Source organism: Bacteroides sp. HF-4919 (genome assembly GCF_018860125.1).
In genome coordinates, this window is sequence record NZ_JAHKNF010000005.1 from 350,146 (window position 1) to 368,842 (window position 18,697).

Annotated in this window: 10 protein-coding genes; 9 read left to right on the plus strand and 1 reads right to left on the minus strand. The window is 44.3% G+C overall.

All coding sequences use genetic code 11. The annotated features are described in order from the left end of the window. Window positions 1-27 precede the first annotated feature (27 nt). The 7 genes from KO473_RS11310 (at window position 28) to KO473_RS11340 (ending at window position 13,039) form a co-directional block, all read left to right on the plus strand. On the plus strand, window positions 28-357 hold the full coding sequence (locus KO473_RS11310; protein ID WP_232303489.1) for a hypothetical protein: 330 nt from the start codon (window positions 28-30) through the stop codon (window positions 355-357). A gap of 799 nt (window positions 358-1,156) precedes the next feature. Then, window positions 1,157-2,047: a signal peptidase I gene (gene lepB / locus KO473_RS11315; protein WP_005807398.1), complete on the plus strand. Its 891-nt coding sequence runs from the start codon at window positions 1,157-1,159 to the stop codon at window positions 2,045-2,047. Beyond that, a complete protein-coding gene (locus KO473_RS11320; RefSeq protein ID WP_005823415.1) occupies window positions 2,044-3,735 on the plus strand; it encodes an O-antigen ligase family protein in 1,692 nt (563 codons plus the stop codon). Before lepB ends, KO473_RS11320 begins: the two co-directional genes overlap by 4 nt. A gap of 409 nt (window positions 3,736-4,144) precedes the next feature. Then, the gene (locus KO473_RS11325) at window positions 4,145-5,215 is read left to right on the plus strand and encodes an efflux RND transporter periplasmic adaptor subunit (protein WP_005780239.1); all 1,071 of its coding nucleotides are present in this window, start codon (window positions 4,145-4,147) and stop codon (window positions 5,213-5,215) included. Between the two features lie 26 nt (window positions 5,216-5,241). Then, window positions 5,242-8,319, plus strand: a complete 3,078-nt coding sequence (locus tag KO473_RS11330; protein WP_005780238.1) for an efflux RND transporter permease subunit — start codon at window positions 5,242-5,244, stop codon at window positions 8,317-8,319. 2 nt (window positions 8,320-8,321) lie between these two features. After that, window positions 8,322-9,815, plus strand: a complete 1,494-nt coding sequence (locus KO473_RS11335) for a TolC family protein (protein ID WP_005780236.1) — start codon at window positions 8,322-8,324, stop codon at window positions 9,813-9,815. 20 nt (window positions 9,816-9,835) lie between these two features. Further along, window positions 9,836-13,039, plus strand: a complete 3,204-nt coding sequence (locus tag KO473_RS11340) for an efflux RND transporter permease subunit (protein ID WP_005823413.1) — start codon at window positions 9,836-9,838, stop codon at window positions 13,037-13,039. A gap of 233 nt (window positions 13,040-13,272) precedes the next feature. Here the strand turns inward: KO473_RS11340 and KO473_RS11345 are convergent, their stop codons facing one another. Next, window positions 13,273-14,031 (minus strand): 1-acyl-sn-glycerol-3-phosphate acyltransferase, encoded by a 759-nt coding sequence (locus KO473_RS11345; protein ID WP_005780232.1) that lies wholly within the window; start codon window positions 14,029-14,031, stop codon window positions 13,273-13,275. 88 nt (window positions 14,032-14,119) lie between these two features. Between KO473_RS11345 and KO473_RS11350 the strand changes: the two genes are divergently transcribed. Then, window positions 14,120-15,352, plus strand: a complete 1,233-nt coding sequence (locus tag KO473_RS11350) for an exonuclease SbcCD subunit D C-terminal domain-containing protein (RefSeq protein ID WP_122130643.1) — start codon at window positions 14,120-14,122, stop codon at window positions 15,350-15,352. A gap of 147 nt (window positions 15,353-15,499) precedes the next feature. Then, window positions 15,500-18,463: an AAA family ATPase gene (locus KO473_RS11355; RefSeq protein WP_122130644.1), complete on the plus strand. Its 2,964-nt coding sequence runs from the start codon at window positions 15,500-15,502 to the stop codon at window positions 18,461-18,463. The last annotated feature ends 234 nt before the right edge of the window (window positions 18,464-18,697 follow it).

Consider the following 18,697-nt stretch of genomic DNA (forward strand, 5'->3'; position numbering starts at 1 on the left):
GGAAACTGGATATAGTATGGAAATATTGTGATTATATCTAATGTGGGCTGTGGTGGATGTATTTCGGAGTCAGAGGCTTTTTTGAAAAGGAATACAAATGATAGTATCTTTTTTGTTTTTACGAATATTTCATCTTTGAAAGCATGGCGTTTAAGAATGGGGGATAAGCTTCAGCAGAAAAATGTATATGTGGACGAAAATAATGATTTCTTGTTTAACGATGAGCGGATTGATAGTCATCCTGTAGTATTGCAGGTTAGCAATCCTAAAAAAGTAGAGTGGGATTTTGGGGATCCAGGGAACAGTTTTGAACAAACTATCCATATCCACAACGAAGATTATTCTAAAATGATATAGAAAATATTCCTTTATTAACACGCTTATAATAAGAATATTACGTCTTTATTCTGCACCGTTATCTAAGCCCGTGTACCCGGGCTTGTGAGCCTGTGTACCCGGGCTTATGGGCCCGCATACCTGGGCTCATGGGCACAGGTATGCGGGACGGGATAAAGAAAAGACCATTTTCACTAAAGATAGCAAGAAAAACAAAATACAATAATAGACATAAATAGATAAGAGGTTAGCTGTATGTGTCTGTGTATCAGATGTTTATTGTTTGTTTATCCCTTAAAAACGGAGGTGGAAGATGGAAGATGGAGGTGGAAGATAAATGGCTTAAAAACACGATCTTCCACCATGCTATTATATTGATTGTTAATAAATTAAACTTAAAAAGGTGGAAGATGGAAGATCGAAATGCGTTTTTTGTAGGAAAGTGTCTTTTCACCACAGGATTGCACAGGTTATGATACATCCTTATGATTAGTTTAGTCACTTCAAATAAAGCTATTATCGCTCAGATACGGAAACCTTCTTAATCTTTTGTTTCAATCATTTTTTAACAGGATCTAAAACATTTGGTAATGTTTTTACGAATAAGATGTGTTTATAATTTAAAATGTATTATTTTTGCGAGTATAGAAAAAATATCATAATATGTAGCCTTGACTAATATATGTGGAAGAAGTTGTTATTGTATGTTTGTTTAATAACTATTTTGTGTTCTTGTCAGAATCTAAAACCCGGGAATTTTATTTGCTCTCTTTTACTTTCGATTCTTGACAGGAGATCGTATTAAAATATATATGTAGATATGAAGAAAGAAGTTTGGGTGAAACTGGTGAAACGAATCGGAAACTGGATTGTGAATATCTGTTTCTATTCTTGTGTGGCTTTTGTAGCCTGGATGGTATTACAGGTATTTTGCTTGACTTCTTTCAAGATCCCTTCAAACTCGATGGAACCGGCCTTACTTTCGGGAGATAAGATATTAGTGGATAAATGGACCGGAGGGGCACGACTGTTCAATATCTTTGCATCGTTACGGGGTGAGGACGTTCCTATCTATCGTCTGCCGGGCTTTGGCTCGTTTAAAAGGAACGATGTGCTTGTATTTAATTTCCCTTATCAGGATGGGAGTGATAGTATCGGATTCGATATAATGAAGTATTATGTGAAGCGGTGCATTGCTCTTCCGGGAGATACGTTGGAAATACGCAGGGGATATTATCATATCAAGGGGATAAAAGACAGTTTGGGGAATGTGAAGGCACAACATCGGATTTCTCGGGTCAGAAGGGAGGATTCGCGAGGGATTGTGATAGATGCTTTTCCGTGGGACGGGCGTTTGGGATGGACCATTCAGGAGTTCGGTCCTCTTCCGGTGCCGGCAAAGGGGCAGGTAGTGAAGATTGATACGTTGTCCCGTTTACTTTATGGAAGATTGATTCATTGGGAACAGAAAAAGAGATTGCAACAAAAGGGGAATTCAGTTTGTCTGGGCGATAGTGTGATAAGAGAATATAAGTTTAGGGAGAATTATTATTTCGTATCGGGGGATAATATGGAAAACTCAAAAGATTCCCGCTACTGGGGCATGCTGCCCGAATCATATATTGTAGGAAGAGCATTTACGATATGGCGTTCGGATGATCCTTTGCGTGAAAAAATTCGTTGGGATAGGGTATTTAAAAAAATAAAATGACGGAGATGAAGGTAGATTATATACATATTATACTCCGTGGGGGACTTTTAGCGATAGTGTGCACATTGCTGTCTGTGGTATGGGTAAATGATCCGATGCTTCCGGCAGGTGAACTGTCCGGACAATGGGCTTATCTGGCAAAGGCCGCTATGGGGGCTGCTACAGGACTTTTATTGTTGGCTTTTGTCTATTATAAAAAGAGGTATGATATGGGGAGGGATTTTTATCAGGTAGTTGTCTGGAGTCTTATAGCGTTGGCTGCTTCCGAGGCTGTTTATGGATTAAGACAACTTTATGGTTTTACTTCTTCCCATCATTCTCTATACTCCCTGACCGGGTCTTTTTTTAATCCGGGGCCTTATTCCGGTTATCTGGCCATGGTCTTTCCGCTTTGTCTGGATCAATGGCTAAAATTGCGAAAAAGGATAAATAAAAACTGGATCGAGTGGACCGGATATTATGGGGCATTGGCAGTATTGTTTCTTATACTTTGTGTGCTTCCGGCAGGTATGAGCCGTTCGGCATGGTTGGCTACGATTGTTTCCGGTATTTGGGTATATGGTGTACATAAGTCCTGGCCGGTACATCTGAAGAGGATATGGATGCGTAAAAAAGCAAAGATGATAGCAATTGCTTCGGCTCTGTGCATAGTCGTGCTGGTGGGGGGAGTTTGTCTGTTTTATCTGAAAAAAGATTCAGCCAGTGGACGATTGTTCATGTGGAAAATCAGTACGCAGGCTGTTATGGAAAAACCATTTACAGGGTATGGTCAAGGGAGTTTTGCACTTGCATACGGGACAGCTCAGGAAACTTACTTTGCAAAAGGAGATTATTCTCTACGTGAAGAACTGGTGGCAGGAAGTCCGGAGTATGCTTTTAATGAATATTTGCAGATTGCAGTCGAACGGGGAATTCCGGTTTTGTTCTGTTTCCTGGCTTTTGTTGGTTTTTGCCTGTGGCGAGGTGTCGGCTTGAAGCGTTTAGGTGCATGTGGTGGAATAATCTCGTTGCTGGTGTTTGCTTTTTCTTCTTATCCGATGCAGTTGCCCGCCTTTGTTATCTCTTTCGTGGTTTTATTGATGGCTTGTGTCGCAGATCGTTTTCTTGCCTGGCAACTGGTCTTTGCCTGTGTATTGGGGATTTCCGGATACTATTGGCAGCAGGCGGACGTATATAAAGAGTGTAAAGACTGGGCTAATTGTCGCATGTTATATCAGGCAGGAGCTTATCAAAGTGCCAAAGAAGGCTATGAGCGTTTATATCCGAAGTTGAAGAAAAGAGGGGCCTTTTTATTTGAGTACGGGCATTGTTTGCATAAATTAAAGGAGGCGGATGCTTCAATCTTATTATTAAAAGAGGCTTCTACCCGAAGTTGCGATCCGATGATACTAAATATTATTGGTAAGAATTTTCAGGAAAAGGGAGAATATGCTGAAGCCGAAAAATGGTTATTACGTTCCACTCATTTATTGCCGGGCCGGATTTATCCATATTACTTGCTGGCAAAACTGTATGCTGTTCCTGAGTATTTACAACGGGATAAATTACAGAAAATGGCGGAATTGGTCTTGACTAAAGAACCTAAAGTGCAGTCGACTGCCGTAAGAGAGATGAGAGAAGAAATTAGGAAGCTACTTGTAAATGTAAGTAACGAAAAAATCGTAAAAAGCAGAAAAGTAAATGATTAATATGTTTTAAATGCAAAAAAAAGTCTGCTTTTTCTTTTGGCATTTTAAATATTAGCAATTATATTTAGGGTCTCGATTGAGGTCATTCCGGCTTTGGTTTCAGTGCCGGCTATATTTGTTCTCCGGAAATAGGATATCAGATAAGCAGGTTTCTACCGTGAAGAGGAATGAGTATAATAGTGAGAATAGATGATGAAATGCGATAGGATTATCTGATTTTTTACGGATTAACCGGGGTGAAATGTTTTTTGTCCACCTCTGTTAGTAACGTAAAAATCGTAAATGGCAAATTATCAGTGTTTTAATGACGGTGTGCCAGTAGGATTTAGTCCGCCATTTATTTTGTGTGTTAGAAAATAACCAACTATATTTGCAACCATAAATTAATAGAGAAAAGTTTAATAACATTATGAAAAACCAATATCCCTTCTATACGCTTTGCCTGGCATTGGCAATGCTGACAGCTTGTTCCGGTGAGAAGAAAGAAAGTGCTTCTGAAAAAGGAGTGGAAACTGTGTTGCCCGACACGAAAAATGAAGTGTCCGTTATGACCTTGAAGAAGCAGGTATTCAACCATGAACTGGTGAGTAATGGAAAAGTATCTGCCAAGGGAATGGCTGATCTGAGATTTGAAAGTGGTGAGGTGATAGCTCATATTTGGGTGAAGAACGGAGACCGGGTGCAGAAGGGACAAAAGTTGGCAGAGTTGGATAAGTTCAAACTTGACAATCTGTTGTCACAGGCAGAAGATGCTTTGAAAAAATCCGAGCTCGAGTTGCGTGATGTGCTTATCAGTCAAGGTTATCCGGCAGATGATATCAGTCAGGTACCCGAAGAAACCATGAAATTGGCGAAGGTGAAGAGTGGTTATGACCAAAGTAAATCGCAATATGAAATGGCAAAATACAATGCAGAGCATGCTACATTGATAGCACCTTTTGCCGGGGTAGTTGCTAACTTGTTTTCGAAGCCTTATAATTTGGCGAATACTTCGGAAATATTCTGCACGGTGATCGATATGCAGGGAATGGAAGTAGACTTTACCGTGCTGGAAAGTGAGTTGCCTTTAATAAAGAATGGAGATAAGGTGGTGATTAAACCTTATTCTGATGCGGCGACAGTACATGAAGGAAATATATCGGAAATCAATCCATTGGTGGACGATAAAGGAATGGTGAAGGTGAAAGCCCGGGTGAACGGGGCAGGCAGACTGTTTAGCGGAATGAATGTGCGTGTCAGTGTGCACCGTTCGTTGGGAGAGCAGTTGGTGATTCCTAAAAGTGCAGTGGTGCTTCGGTCGGGCAAACAGGTTGTGTTTACTTTGAAAGATGGAAAGATGGCTCAGTGGAACTATATTCATACCGCTCTGGAAAATGCTGACAGCTATAGTGTTGCCGATGGACTGACAGAAGGAGATACTGTAATTGTAACCGGAAACATCAATCTGGCACACGAAGCTCCGGTCACTATCATTGAATAAGGATGAATCACTAACACAAAACAATTATGATTAAATTCCTGATACAACGTCCCATTGCCGTATTGATGGCTTTTACGGCTTGCTTCATAGTGGGGTTGGTGACGTATTTCACGTTGCCGGTATCGTTGCTGCCGGATATCTCTATCCCAGAGATTACCGTACAGGTAGCAGCGAAGAATACTTCGGCACGTGAATTGGAAAACACAGTAGTGAAGCCTATCCGCCAGCAATTGATTCAAGTGGCTGCTTTGAAAGACATGTCCAGCGAAACACGTGATGGTGCAGGTATTATCCGGCTTAATTTTGATTTTGGTACCAATACGGATTTGGCGTTCATAGAGGTCAATGAAAAAATTGATGCGGCTATGAATTATCTGCCAAAAGATACAGACCGTCCGAAGGTGATTAAGGCAAGTGCAACCGATATTCCGGTGTTCTATCTGAACCTGACCCTGAAGACGGACAGTGCTTATGAAGAGACAGATCAAAGGGCATTTCTGAATTTATGTGAGTTTTCCGAATCGGTCATCAAGCGCCGTATCGAACAATTGCCCGAAGTGGCAATGGTAGACGTTACCGGATTATTGGAAAGACAGTTGCAGATTGTGCCTGATATGGACAAACTGGCTATGCTCGAATTGTCTATTGAAGATATTGAAACGGCTTTGGCACAAAACAATGTGGAGCCGGGGAGTATGACTGTGCGGGATGGATACTATGAATACAACATTAAATTTTCTACTTTACTTCGTACCTCGGAAGATGTGGAGAACATTTATATCCGGAAGGGAGACCGTATCATACAGTTGAAAGAATTCTGTCGCATAGCGGTGGTGCCGGTTAAAGAAAAAGGAGTATCCGTTTCGAACGGAAAGAGAGCGGTGACTCTTGCCATCATTAAGCAAGCTGACGAAAACATGGATAAAATGAAGGAGGCACTGTCGGAAACGATGGACTATTTCAAAAAGATCTATCCGGATATCGAGTTTAGTGTGAGTCGAAATCAAACTGAACTGCTGGATTATACGATATCCAATCTCCAGCAGAATCTTTCACTTGGTTTCTTCTTTATTTGTATTGTTGCCGTACTGTTCCTGGGCGATATCAAATCTCCTTTTATTATTGGACTGAGTATGGTGGTATCCATTGTCATCAGTTTCTTGTTTTTCTACTTGTGTAAGATGTCTCTCAACATCATCTCCCTGTCCGGATTGATCCTTGCATTGGGTATGATGATCGACAGTTCGATTATTGTAACTGAAAATATATCACAATACCGGGAAAAGGGCTATTCGTTGAGGAGAGCCTGTGTGGCAGGAACAAGCGAGGTGGTAACTCCTATGCTTAGTTCTTCTTTTACGACAATTGCCGTATTTGTGCCTTTGGTATTTATGAGCGGTATCGCAGGTGCTATTTTTTACGATCAGGCCTTTGCCGTAACGGTAGGACTGATGGTTTCATATTTTACAGGTATCATGTTGCTTCCTGTTTTGTATATGTTAGTCTATCGTACCGGAATAAAAGGAGGCCCGAAATGGCTGAGGCTGAAGATTAACAATCCGTTGAAAGAACATACCTTGGATCGTTTCTATGATAAAGGAGTCGATTGGGTATTTAGCCATAAAACGCTGAGTGTACTGTTCTGCGTTATTTCTTTCCCGCTATGTATTTTCTTTTTCTTCTTTATTGATAAGGAGAGAATGCCGGACATCGATGAAAATGAATTGATCACCCGTATCGAATGGAACGAGAACATCCATGTGGACGAAAATCAGCGTCGTGTAGACGAGTTGTTCCGTGAGTTGCAGGGGCAATCTGTAGAGCAGACGGCCTCCATCGGACTGCAGGATTACATCTTAAATCGTGAGCAGGAGTTGTCGTCATCAGAGGCAGAACTGTATTTTAAGACAGAAACTTCGAAGGAGATTGCTCCGTTGCAGTCAGAGATTTATAAAAGGCTGAAAGAGCGCTATCCCTTGGCGGTAATTTCGTTTTCTCCACCGGAGACTGTTTTTGAAAAACTGTTTGTGACAGGGGAGGCTGATATTGTGGCCGAGTTGTATGCCCGTAATAAAGACAAGGCACCCGAACCTGGTACCTTACGCGGACTGGAACAGACGTTCAGGCAAAAAACGGGAATACCTCCGACGGGTATTGCTTTCGAAAATCAGTTGAATCTTAGCATTAACCAGGAAAAGTTATTGTTGTATCAAATCTCTTATAATGAACTGTACCGGGTGCTGAGAACTGCTTTCAAAGAGAACAGTGTAGCTATGTTGCATTCTTATCAACAATATCTGCCTATCAGCATTGCAGGAGACGAAAAAACGGTCAATCAGGTTTTGCAGGAAACGTTGATTCAGACCCAGCCGGATAGTAAGACGGGAGAGGTGAACTTCATCCCCTTGCGTGAGTTGATAAAGGTAACTCCCGCCGAAGATTTAAAGAGCATCACGGCCGGAAGAAACGGAGAGTATATTCCTTATAAATTCTATGGAGTGGAGGATGCCGAACAGTTAATGACTGAGGTGAAAGAAGTGACTAATGAAACAGGAGATTGGGACATCGGCTTTTCCGGTAGTTTCTTTTCCAATCAGAAGATGCTGGACGAGTTGGTCGTGATTCTGTTTATTTCATTGTTGCTGATGTATTTTATTTTGGCAGCCCAGTTCGAGAGCTTTATGCAACCCTTGCTGGTGTTGATGGAAATACCGATTGACGTGGCGTTTGCATTGGTACTGCTCTGGATATGCGGACATACATTGAATCTGATGTCGGCCATCGGGTTGATTGTGACTTGCGGTATCGTGATCAATGACTCTATCCTGAAGTTGGATGCTATTAATGAATTGCGTAAAGAAGGGGTACCTTTGCTGGAAGCCATTCACGAAGCCGGGCGCAGAAGGTTACGTCCGATCATTATGACATCATTGACCACCATCTTCGCAATGGTCCCGTTGCTGTTCTCGTACGACCTTGGGTCCGAGCTTCAGAAGCCGCTTTCCATTGCCATGATTGGCACCATGACGATCGGTACACTGGTGAGTTTGTTTATCATCCCTTTACTGTACTGGTTTATTTATAGAAATAAAGTAAAACGATAGATATGAAGAAAAGATATTATATAGTAATGGCAACTTTGCTGCTTGGAGTTTCTGTAGCGAAGTCTCAGGATCATATAAAACTTGATTTGCAGAAAACGATACAATTGGCCAATGATAGTTCACTGGAAGCATTCCGCACACAGAATATGTATCTTTCCGGTTACTGGGAGTACCGGACTTACAAGGCCAACCGTCTGCCGAGCCTTACTTTGAATATGACTCCCGCCGAATATAACCGGGATATTACCAAGCGATACGATTCGGAAAATGACTTGGATGTTTATCGTAGTCAACAGTCGTTTTATGCTTCCGGTAATCTGGCTATCCAGCAGAATTTCGACTTGACGGGTGGTACTTTCTATCTGCAATCTCAATTGGGATATATGCGCAGTTTTGGCGGAAGTAAGTCGACACAGTTTACCAGTGTGCCCATCCGACTGGGATATTCACAAAGTCTGGTAGGATATAATTCGTTCAAGTGGGAAAGAAAAATAGAACCCCTTAAATACGAGAAAGTAAAGAAGGAGTTTGTATATAATGTGGAGGCTGTATCCGTGCAGGCTACTACCTATTTCTTTAACCTGGCAATGGCGCAGGCTGAATATAATCTGGCCAAAGAGAATATGGTGTCGTCGGATACGTTATACAGCATTGGAGTACAGCGTCAGAAGATAGCAGCCATTTCGAAGGCGGACCTGTTGACATTGAAACTGGATGTGGTAAATGCACGCAATACATTGCAAAATAAAGCGAGTGCCTTGAAACGTGCTATGTTTTCTTTGGTTTCTTTCCTGAATTTGGATAAGAATACGGTTATTGATATCGATTTGCCCGTACGTCCGCAGGAATTGGTGATACCTGTGGATAAGGCTTTGCAGATGGCACATGAAAACAATCCTCAGCTACTGGGATTGAAGCAGAATGTACTTGAAGCCGAACGCAATGTGGATAAAACCAAAAAAGAATCACGTTTTAATGCGAGTGTGAACGCCAGTATCGGTTTCAACCAGGTAGCTGATAACTTTGGGGATGTGTACCATAAACCCATGCAGCAGGATTTGGTGTCGGTCAGTGTCAGCATTCCATTGGTGGACTGGGGGGTAAGAAAGGGTAAGTATAACATGGCCCGCAATAACCTGAATGTGGTGAAGACTTCTGCCCGTCAGGATGAAATCAGTCTGGATGAAGAAGTGATTATGACTGTAAACGATTTCAATATCCAGCAAAACCTGATAACCAGTGCCGAAGAAGCACTTGATCTTTCCATTCTGGCTTATAACGAAACCCGCCAGCGGTTTATCATCGGGAAAGCGGACATCAACAGTCTGACTCTGTCCCTGAACCGTCAGCAGGAAGCACAGCAGAACTATATTTCCGCTTTACAGAACTATTGGCTGAACTATTATAAGATACGTAAACTGACGTTGCATGACTTTGCTACCGGAATCCCGCTGACTGAAAAGTTTGACTATGCGGGGGGACAATTGGTGAGATAGTGCTACCTAACATTGAAACGATGGATAATCCTTCTAAAATAAAAGCGCAGACGAAAGCCTCTTCTTTCACGCTGATTGTCGCCTTTATATGCGTGGCGTTGATTGGTTTGGCCTTGATTCCCCTGCTCCCCGTAAAACTGAATCCTTCAAGAACTTTACCGGGTTTTACGGTACAGTTCAGTATGCCCGGCACTTCGTCGAGGGTAGTGGAGATAGAGGCAACCAGTAAACTGGAGGCCATGTTGGCACGTATTAAAGGTATAAAGAACATCTATTCTACCTCCGATAACGGTTCGGGGAGCATTACCATTGAATTGGACAAGTATGCGGATATAGATGCGGTACGTTTTGAGGCATCAACCATTATCCGGCAGACCTGGCCTCAGCTTCCCGACGGAGTGAGCTATCCCTATATCAGGATGAAGCGTCCGGACGATAATGCCTCACGTCCTTTTATGTCGTTTACACTTAATGCTCCTTCTACTCCCATCTTGATTCAGCAATATGCCGATGAACATATCAAGACGAGGCTGGCACAGATTCAGGGTATCTATAAGATAGACTTGAGCGGAGCCACACCCATGGAGTGGGTGTTGGAGTATGATAGCGAACAACTGAGACGATTGGGTATTTCTTTGAGCGATATTCAGCAGGCTGTTGCCCGCTATTATCAAAAAGAGTTTCTGGGAACTTATAATATCGAGTCGGCTTCAGGTGGTAAAGAGTGGATCCGGCTGGCCCTGATGCCCGAGTATAAAGAGGAAGGATTCGATGCTTCCCGTATCCGGGTGAAAAGTACAGAAGGAAAATTGATCAGTCTGAACGAGCTTGTAACGGTGAGCCACATGGAGGAAGCTCCTCAGAGCTATTATCGTATCAACGGACTTAACTCCATTTATTTGTCGATTACAGCCGAGGAAACTGCCAACCAGTTGCAACTGAGTACACAGGTTAAAGAAGAGATGGAGGCGATACAGAAAGTGTTGCCAGCCGGATATGAGATCCACACAAGCTACGATGCTACGGAATTTATTCACGAAGAGCTGAATAAGATTTATTTGCGTACCGGGCTTACGGTCCTGATTCTGCTGTTTTTTGTGCTGCTTATCACGTTGAATCCACGCTATTTGTTTTTGATCGTGGTCAGTCTGAGTATCAATATAGCCGTAGCAGTGATTTTCTATTACCTTTTCGGACTGGAAATGCAGCTCTACTCACTCGCCGGTATTACGGTTTCGCTCAATCTGGTGATAGACAATACGATTGTGATGACCGACCATATCCTGCACCGGCGTAACCTGAAAGCCTTTATGTCCATTCTGGCTGCGACCCTGACTACAATGGGAGCTTTGGTCATCATTTTCTTCCTTGACGAGAAGATACGGTTGAATCTGCAAGATTTTGCAGCCGTAGTGATTATCAATCTGGCTGTATCTCTGTTCGTAGCTCTTTTCTTCGTACCGGCTCTGATCGAAAAGATCGGGTTAAGAAAGAGAAAGCGCCGTCAGACCAAATCCCGTTTCTTCCTTCTTCGTGCTTCTCTTCCGCGGAGAATAACAGTTTACTTTACCCGTTTCTATGGCTGGATGATACGTAAATTATGCCGTTGGCGTGTGGTTGTCTGCATCTTGTTGGTACTGTTGTTCGGACTTCCGGTATTTATGCTGCCGGAAAAGATGGAAGGTGAAGGGCGTGCCGTGGAGTGGTATAACAAGACCTTAGGATCATCTACTTACAAAGAAAAAGTGAAACCGGTTGTGGACAAAGCACTGGGAGGCAGTTTGCGCCTGTTTATCCAGAAGGTATACGAAGGCAGTTATTTCACCCGGAACGAAGAAGTGGTATTGTATGTTCATGCCAATCTTCCGAACGGCAGTACGTTGGAGCAGATGAATGAACTGATTAAAAAGATGGAGATTTATCTGAGTCAGTTTAAGGAAATCAAACAGTTCCAGACTTCGGTGTACAGTGCCCGTCGTGGTAATATTAATGTCTATTTTACCAAAGAGCATCAGAATAGCGGTTTCCCCTATACACTGAAAGCAAATATTATCAGCAAAGCCTTGCAATTGGGTGGAGGCAGTTGGGGGGTATACGGTTTGCAGGATCAGGGGTTCAGTAATGATGTGCGTGAGGGAGCCGGTTCTTTCCAGGTGAAGATGTATGGATACAATTACGATGAATTGTATGAATGGGCTGAGAAGTTGAAAGCCAAATTGCTGACTCACCGACGGATCAAGGAAGTTATAATAAACTCTTATTTCTCTTATTGGAAAGACGATTATCAAGAGTTCTACTTTGACCTCAACCGGGAACGTATGGCACAGGAGAACATCAATGCCAATATTCTGTTCTCTACGATCCGCCCTATTTATGGTAAGAATATGGAGATCGGATCGGTAGTGGCGGATAATGGTTCGGAAAAAATAAAGCTTTCCTCCAAACAGTCTCAGGAGTATGACATTTGGGCCATGCAATATTTTCCGTACGGAACGGATGACAAACAGTATAAACTGTCTGAACTGGCTACTATGGAAAAGGGACAAATGCCGCAACAGGTTGCCAAAGAGAATCAGCAATACAGGTTGTGCCTGCAATACGAATATATCGGTTCGGGGGAACAAGGAAATAAAATTCTGAAACGTGACCTGGAGGAGTTTAACAAAGAACTCCCGATGGGGTATACGGCTCAATCGGAGCGGGATAGCTGGGGATGGGGAAAGAAAGATAATAAGCAATATCTGCTTTTGCTGGTAGTGATTGCCATTATCTTTTTCACGACAAGTATCTTGTTTAATTCATTGAAACAGCCTTTGGCTATCATATTTATTATTCCGGTGTCATATATCGGTGTATTCCTGACGTTCTATTGGTTTAAGCTGAACTTTGACCAGGGAGGTTTTGCTTCGTTTGTTTTATTGTGTGGTATTACGGTGAACGCCAGTATCTATATTCTTAACGAGTATAACGCCATTCGTAGACGTTCTCCCCGAATGTCGGCCTTGAGGGCCTATACCAAGGCTTGGAATGCGAAGATCATTCCTATCTTCCTGACAGTTGTCTCTACGATCCTTGGCTTTATTCCTTTCATGGTAGGTACAGATAAGGAAGCGTTCTGGTTTCCATTGGCCGCAGGAACCATCGGTGGGTTAGTCATGTCAATCATCGGAATCTTCTTCTTCCTTCCGGTATTTGTGCTGAAGAAGAGAGTGGGGAAACGATGAACAAATACTCTTTCCACCACAGAGGGCACAGAGCAACACAGAGAAGAAATGAAGTTATTGATTGGGGATATTCCTAAAATAAGAAAATTAAAGGCAACTGATTCATTGCGAGTTAGTTGCCTTTTTTGTATCTTTAAGCAGGGACATTTACTGAATATCCCTGCTTAAAGATACAAAAACTTTGTGTTACTCTGTGCTCTCTGTGGTGAATCCTGTTCATCGTTCAAAACCGTTTATAAGTCCTGGTCTTCATTCTTCACCATCCCTTTGAATTTATCGGGGAGTGCACTTTCTACAGCAGTATAGGCTTCTGCCATGGTAGCTTTAATGTTATCCGCTCCCTGACCTTTGGGGGGGATAGGGTCATGTATGGTCAGAATCATGCGGTGGCGGTGAATCCATTTGCCGGTTCGTGGCAGGATTTCAAAAGATCCGTCTATGGTCACAGGAACTACGGCAAGTTGGAGGTCGTCCGCCAGTTGAAAAGCTCCTTTCTTAAAATATCCCATATGCCCGGTGAAAGACCGTGCCCCTTCCGGGAAGACCACTAATGACACACCGTCCTTCAGAGAGTCTTTGGCCTGGCGAATGGTTTCAAGTACCTTCTTCGGACCCGACCGGTCTACGAAAATATGTCCGGCACTTTCGCATGCTTTTCCTACAAAAGGTATTTTACGTAGACTTTTCTTCATCATCCATTTAAAGTTACGTCCTAAAAAGCCGTAAATGAGGAAGATGTCGAACGAGCCTTGATGATTGGGTACGAAGATGTAAGAGGTCCTTCCATGTAGCTTTTCGCGTCCACGCACTTTTACCGGAATCAACAGGAAAAGGCAGATCAACTGTGACCAGATTTTCCCCGGATAATATCCCCAGATGTGGGCACCTCCCAATAATGAACCAATGATGGTGACAATCGCCGTGAGGATAGTCAATACTAACAAAATGGGCAATGCAATGCAGATTTGATAAATATAGTATAGTATCTTCATAATGATTTTGATTTTAGCTTGTGCAAAAATAAACAAAATAATATTGCTGTCCTGAATAATTGCTAACTTTGTTTCAAATTTCAATAGCATGATACGTATACTACATACAGCCGATTGGCATTTGGGACAAACCTTTTTCGGATATGACCGGACACAGGAACATGAACACTTTCTGGACTGGCTGGCCGGTGTCCTGACTAAGAACAAAATTGATGTACTGATTGTTGCCGGAGACGTTTTCGATGTTTCCAATCCGTCTGCCGCCTCGCAGCGAATGTTCTATCGTTTCATTCACCGGGTGACAACCGAGAACCTGGGATTGCAGTTGGTCATTGTAGCCGGAAACCATGATTCGGCTGCCCGGTTGGAGTCACCTCTGCCGTTGTTGCAGGAGATGAGGACAGAGATTAAGGGGATTGTCCGTAAGCAGGACGGAGAGATAGATTACAGTCATTTACTGGTAGAACTGAAGAATGAATCGGGGAGGGTAGAAGCTCTTTGCCTGGCAGTACCTTTCTTGCGGCAGGGAGATTATCCGGTGGTGGAGACTGAAGGCAATCCGTATGCGGAAGGAGTAAAGGAACTGTATGCCCGTTTGGTGGAATATGCTTTGAAGAAGCGGACGGACGGGCAGGCATTGGTGGCTGTCGGACACCTGCTGGCAACCGGTTCGGAGATTGCCGAAAAAGATCATAGTGAGCGCATCATCATCGGTGGTCTGGAGAGTGTATCGCCCGAGTCTTTTCCCGAACAAATTGTTTATACGGCTTTAGGGCATATCCATAAGGCTCAGCGCGTATCGGGAAGGGAGAATATCCGTTATGCCGGCAGTCCCTTACCTATGTCGTTTGCCGAGAAGCATTATCACCACGGAGTAGTAAAAGTGATTCTGGATGAAGGGTGGGCAGTCGAAATAGAGAAACTTGAATATACACCTTTGGTACGTTTGCTGAGTATACCCGCCAAAGAGCCAGCGGCTCCGGACGAGGTACTGGATGAATTGTGCAGACTGGAACTTCCGGAGAATGGACCGAAGCCCTATCTGGAAGTCAAGGTGAAACTAAGTGAACCGGAGCCGATGTTGCGGCAGCAAATAGAAGAAATACTGGAAGGCAAGCCGGTCCGGCTGGCCCGTATTGTTTCTTCTTACAGGCAGGCGGCAGAGGGGAGCGTGGAAGAAGAAGTACTGGCTGCCGGATTGCAGGAGATGAATCCCTTACAGATTGTGAAAGCAACCTTTGAGAACAGTTACCAGGCGGAGATGCCGGAAGAACTGGTAAAACTGTTTCAGGAGGCTTGCCGGACAATCAATTTAGAATGAATCAAATAGGAATTCACCACAGATTACCAGAGATTACACAGATCACCATTAGGATTCACACAGATCTTTTAATCTTTACTATCAACGAGATCATCTATTGATCTGTGTTAATCCGTGTAATCTGTGGTGAAAGCAAACCGAATAACCATGAAGATACTAACCATACGATTAAAGAACCTGGCTTCCATAGAAGGAACCTTTGAAATTGATTTCCAAGCCGAGCCTTTACGTTCTGCCGGGATTTTTGCGATATCCGGTCCTACGGGAGCCGGAAAATCGACAATACTGGATGCACTCTGTTTGGCACTGTATGATAAGACACCTCGCTTTTCCGCTTCGGTCGAGAGTCTTTATATGTCAGATATCGGTGAAAGTCGGGTGAATCAGGCCGATGTGAAGAATATCCTTCGGAGAGGGACGGGAGAGGGATTTGCCGAGGTTGATTTTTTAGGAGCGTCCGGACACTGTTATCGTTCTCGTTGGTCGGTACGCCGGACAGGAAGCCGGGCTAACGGTTCTCTGCGGTCGCAGACGATACAAGTGACCGATCTGACTGCCAATCAGGAACTGCAGGGAACGAGGAAAGAGTTGTTGGCACAATTGGTGACTTTGGTCGGTTTGACTTACGAACAGTTTACCCGTACGGTGCTGCTTGCCCAGAATGACTTCGCTACTTTCTTGAAATCCCGTGAGTCTGCCAAAGCCGAGTTGCTCGAGAAGCTGACCGGAACGGAGATATACTCCCGTATTTCCAGTGAAATCTATCTGCGTAGCAAAACAGCCGATGCAGAACTGAATCAGCTGAAAAGCAATGCCGCCCTGATCGAACTGCTTTCCGAAGAGGAAATCACTCTTCTACGGACCGAAAAAGAGAGTCTGACCAACCTTCGTGAACAGGGAAGTAAAACCTTGGTAGAATTGAATGCGCAACTATCGGTGCTGCATACTTTGAAGTTGCAACAGGAGCAGCGTGATAAGAAAGTGCAGGACATGCGGCTGGATGAAGAAAAAAGTAAGAAGCTCCGGGAAGAACACACACGCCAGTCCGACTATCTTATTCACTTCAGGGAACAGTGCGAAGCCGTGCAACCCGATCTTAGCCGGGCACGTGAACTGGATGTTCAGATCCAATCACTGGTCAGCCAATCTAAGCAGGCGGAGGAGATACTGCAAGGTGCTGAAAAGGCAGCGACTGCACAAGCCGATAAATTGCAATCTGTGCAGGGAACTCTGCATACTTCCTGCCATGCGTTGAAGAACCTGACGGGAGAGATCGATCTACCGGTTACGGAAGAGATGGGGCTGTTTCTTGAATCTGTTCGGAATAGGCTGAAAGAGCAGGAAGACCACCTTGCCATTCTTCAGAAAGAGAACGAAGAGCGTGTGAACCGTCTGAACGCTTTTGGGGTTGAAGCGGTGACCGACGAGCAAGCCCGATGGATACAGGAACAAACCCGTTTGCAGAATGCCCGCCAGCAAATGTTGGAATGGGGAAAGGCGAGGACAGAAGCCGAACGTCTGAAAGTACAGCAGGAAGAGGTGGTGCACAAACAAGAACAGATGCGGAAAGAAATGGCCGCTCTGACCACCCGGTTGGCGGAGAAGGAGACTGAACTGAAAGTGCTGCAACGCCTTTTTGAGAATGCCCGTATCGCGATGGGAAAGGACGTTCGGACATTGCGGCAGAATTTGCGTGAGAATGAACCGTGTCCGGTATGTGGGAGCATTGGTCATCCTTATAGAAACGAGGAGCAGGTAGTCCATACCCTGTATCATAACATCGAATTGGAGTATCAAACCGCATCTGGTGAGTATCAGCAACTAAATAACTGGAATATCGCCTTGAAACAGGATTTGCTCCATCAGACGGAACTGTCCGGACAGATAACCGTACAGTTGCAGGCGTTGCTCCAGGAGGTTGAACAGAAACGTCCTTCGTCGGAAGAAGAGCAGAATCCGGACTATTTTGAGAAACAACTGCATACCGTACAGGGGAAGCTAAATCTGCTCGCAGAGAAAATGCGCCAATACCAGCAACTCCATAAGGAATGGCAACAGCACGAGGAGCGGATCAGGACACTTCGCTCGGCTTGTGAGGCTTTGCGTGAAGGTGTAGCCCGCTGCCATCTGTTGATGCAGCAAGTTCTGGCTGCTAAAGAGCAATTTACGTTACTGAAAACGGCGGAGATGACTGCTCGGGAACAGTTCCGGGTGGTCAGTGAGCGGTTGATAACTCTCCGTCAGGAACGGGCTCCTCTGTTGAAAGGCAAATCTGTCGAGGATGCGGAAGCCGCTATTCGGAAAAAAGAGAAACAATTAAACGACTCCCTGGAACAGGTGCGCAAGGAGGGAGAAGAAGTCCAGTCGCGTATTTCCGGCATACAGGGAGAGATCAGGCAACTGAACAGTTCCATCGACGAACTGATGCTTCGGAAAGAACAGATAGCCGATCCGGAACATCTGCCGGAGACGATCGCCCGCCAGCAAGCAACCAATCAGGAGACGGAACGTCGTCTGTCCACCGTAGAGGCACGTCTTTTGCAACAGGAGCAAAACCAGAAGAAGTTGAAGCAACTGGAACAGGAACTGACCGAAAAACAGGAGACAGCCAACCGATGGGGAAAACTCAATAAGCTGATAGGCAGTGCGGACGGGACAAAATTTAAGGTGATTGCGCAAAGCTATACGTTGAATCTGTTGCTGATGCATGCCAACAAACATCTGTCTTATCTCTCGAAACGTTACCGTTTGCAGCAGGTGCCGGGAACACTCGCCCTGCAAGTGATCGACTGCGATATGTGTGACGAGGTGCGTACCGTCTACTCTCTTTCCGGCGGAGAATCTTTTCTTATCTCCCTGGCGCTGGCCCTCGGGCTGTCGTCTCTTTCGAGCAATAACCTGAGAGTGGAGTCACTTTTCATCGACGAAGGATTCGGTTCGCTCGATGCCGATAGTTTACGCACTGTGATGGAAGCTCTCGAGCAGTTGCAGATGCAAGGACGGAAGATTGGAGTTATCTCGCATGTGCAGGAGATGAGTGAGCGCATTGCCGTACAGGTACAACTCCATCGTGCGGCGAATGGGAAGAGTGCTATCACTTTGACAAATTGATAATTGGAAATCGTCAGGCTGCGTTTTTTCGGGGCGGACGGCGGGCTGAATGGAAAAAACGCCTTATTTTAGCTTTTCTGATTACCGGATGGAAAGAGAATTTTCGTGTTTGCCGGTAGAATGTAAGTGAGGCTCCGCAATCTCTTCCGTAACGTACGTAAGAAAGGAAAAACCGTGTCTTTTTATTGTTCGGGTAAACTCTTGTAAGGACTCATAACTGGAGAAAAAACAGGT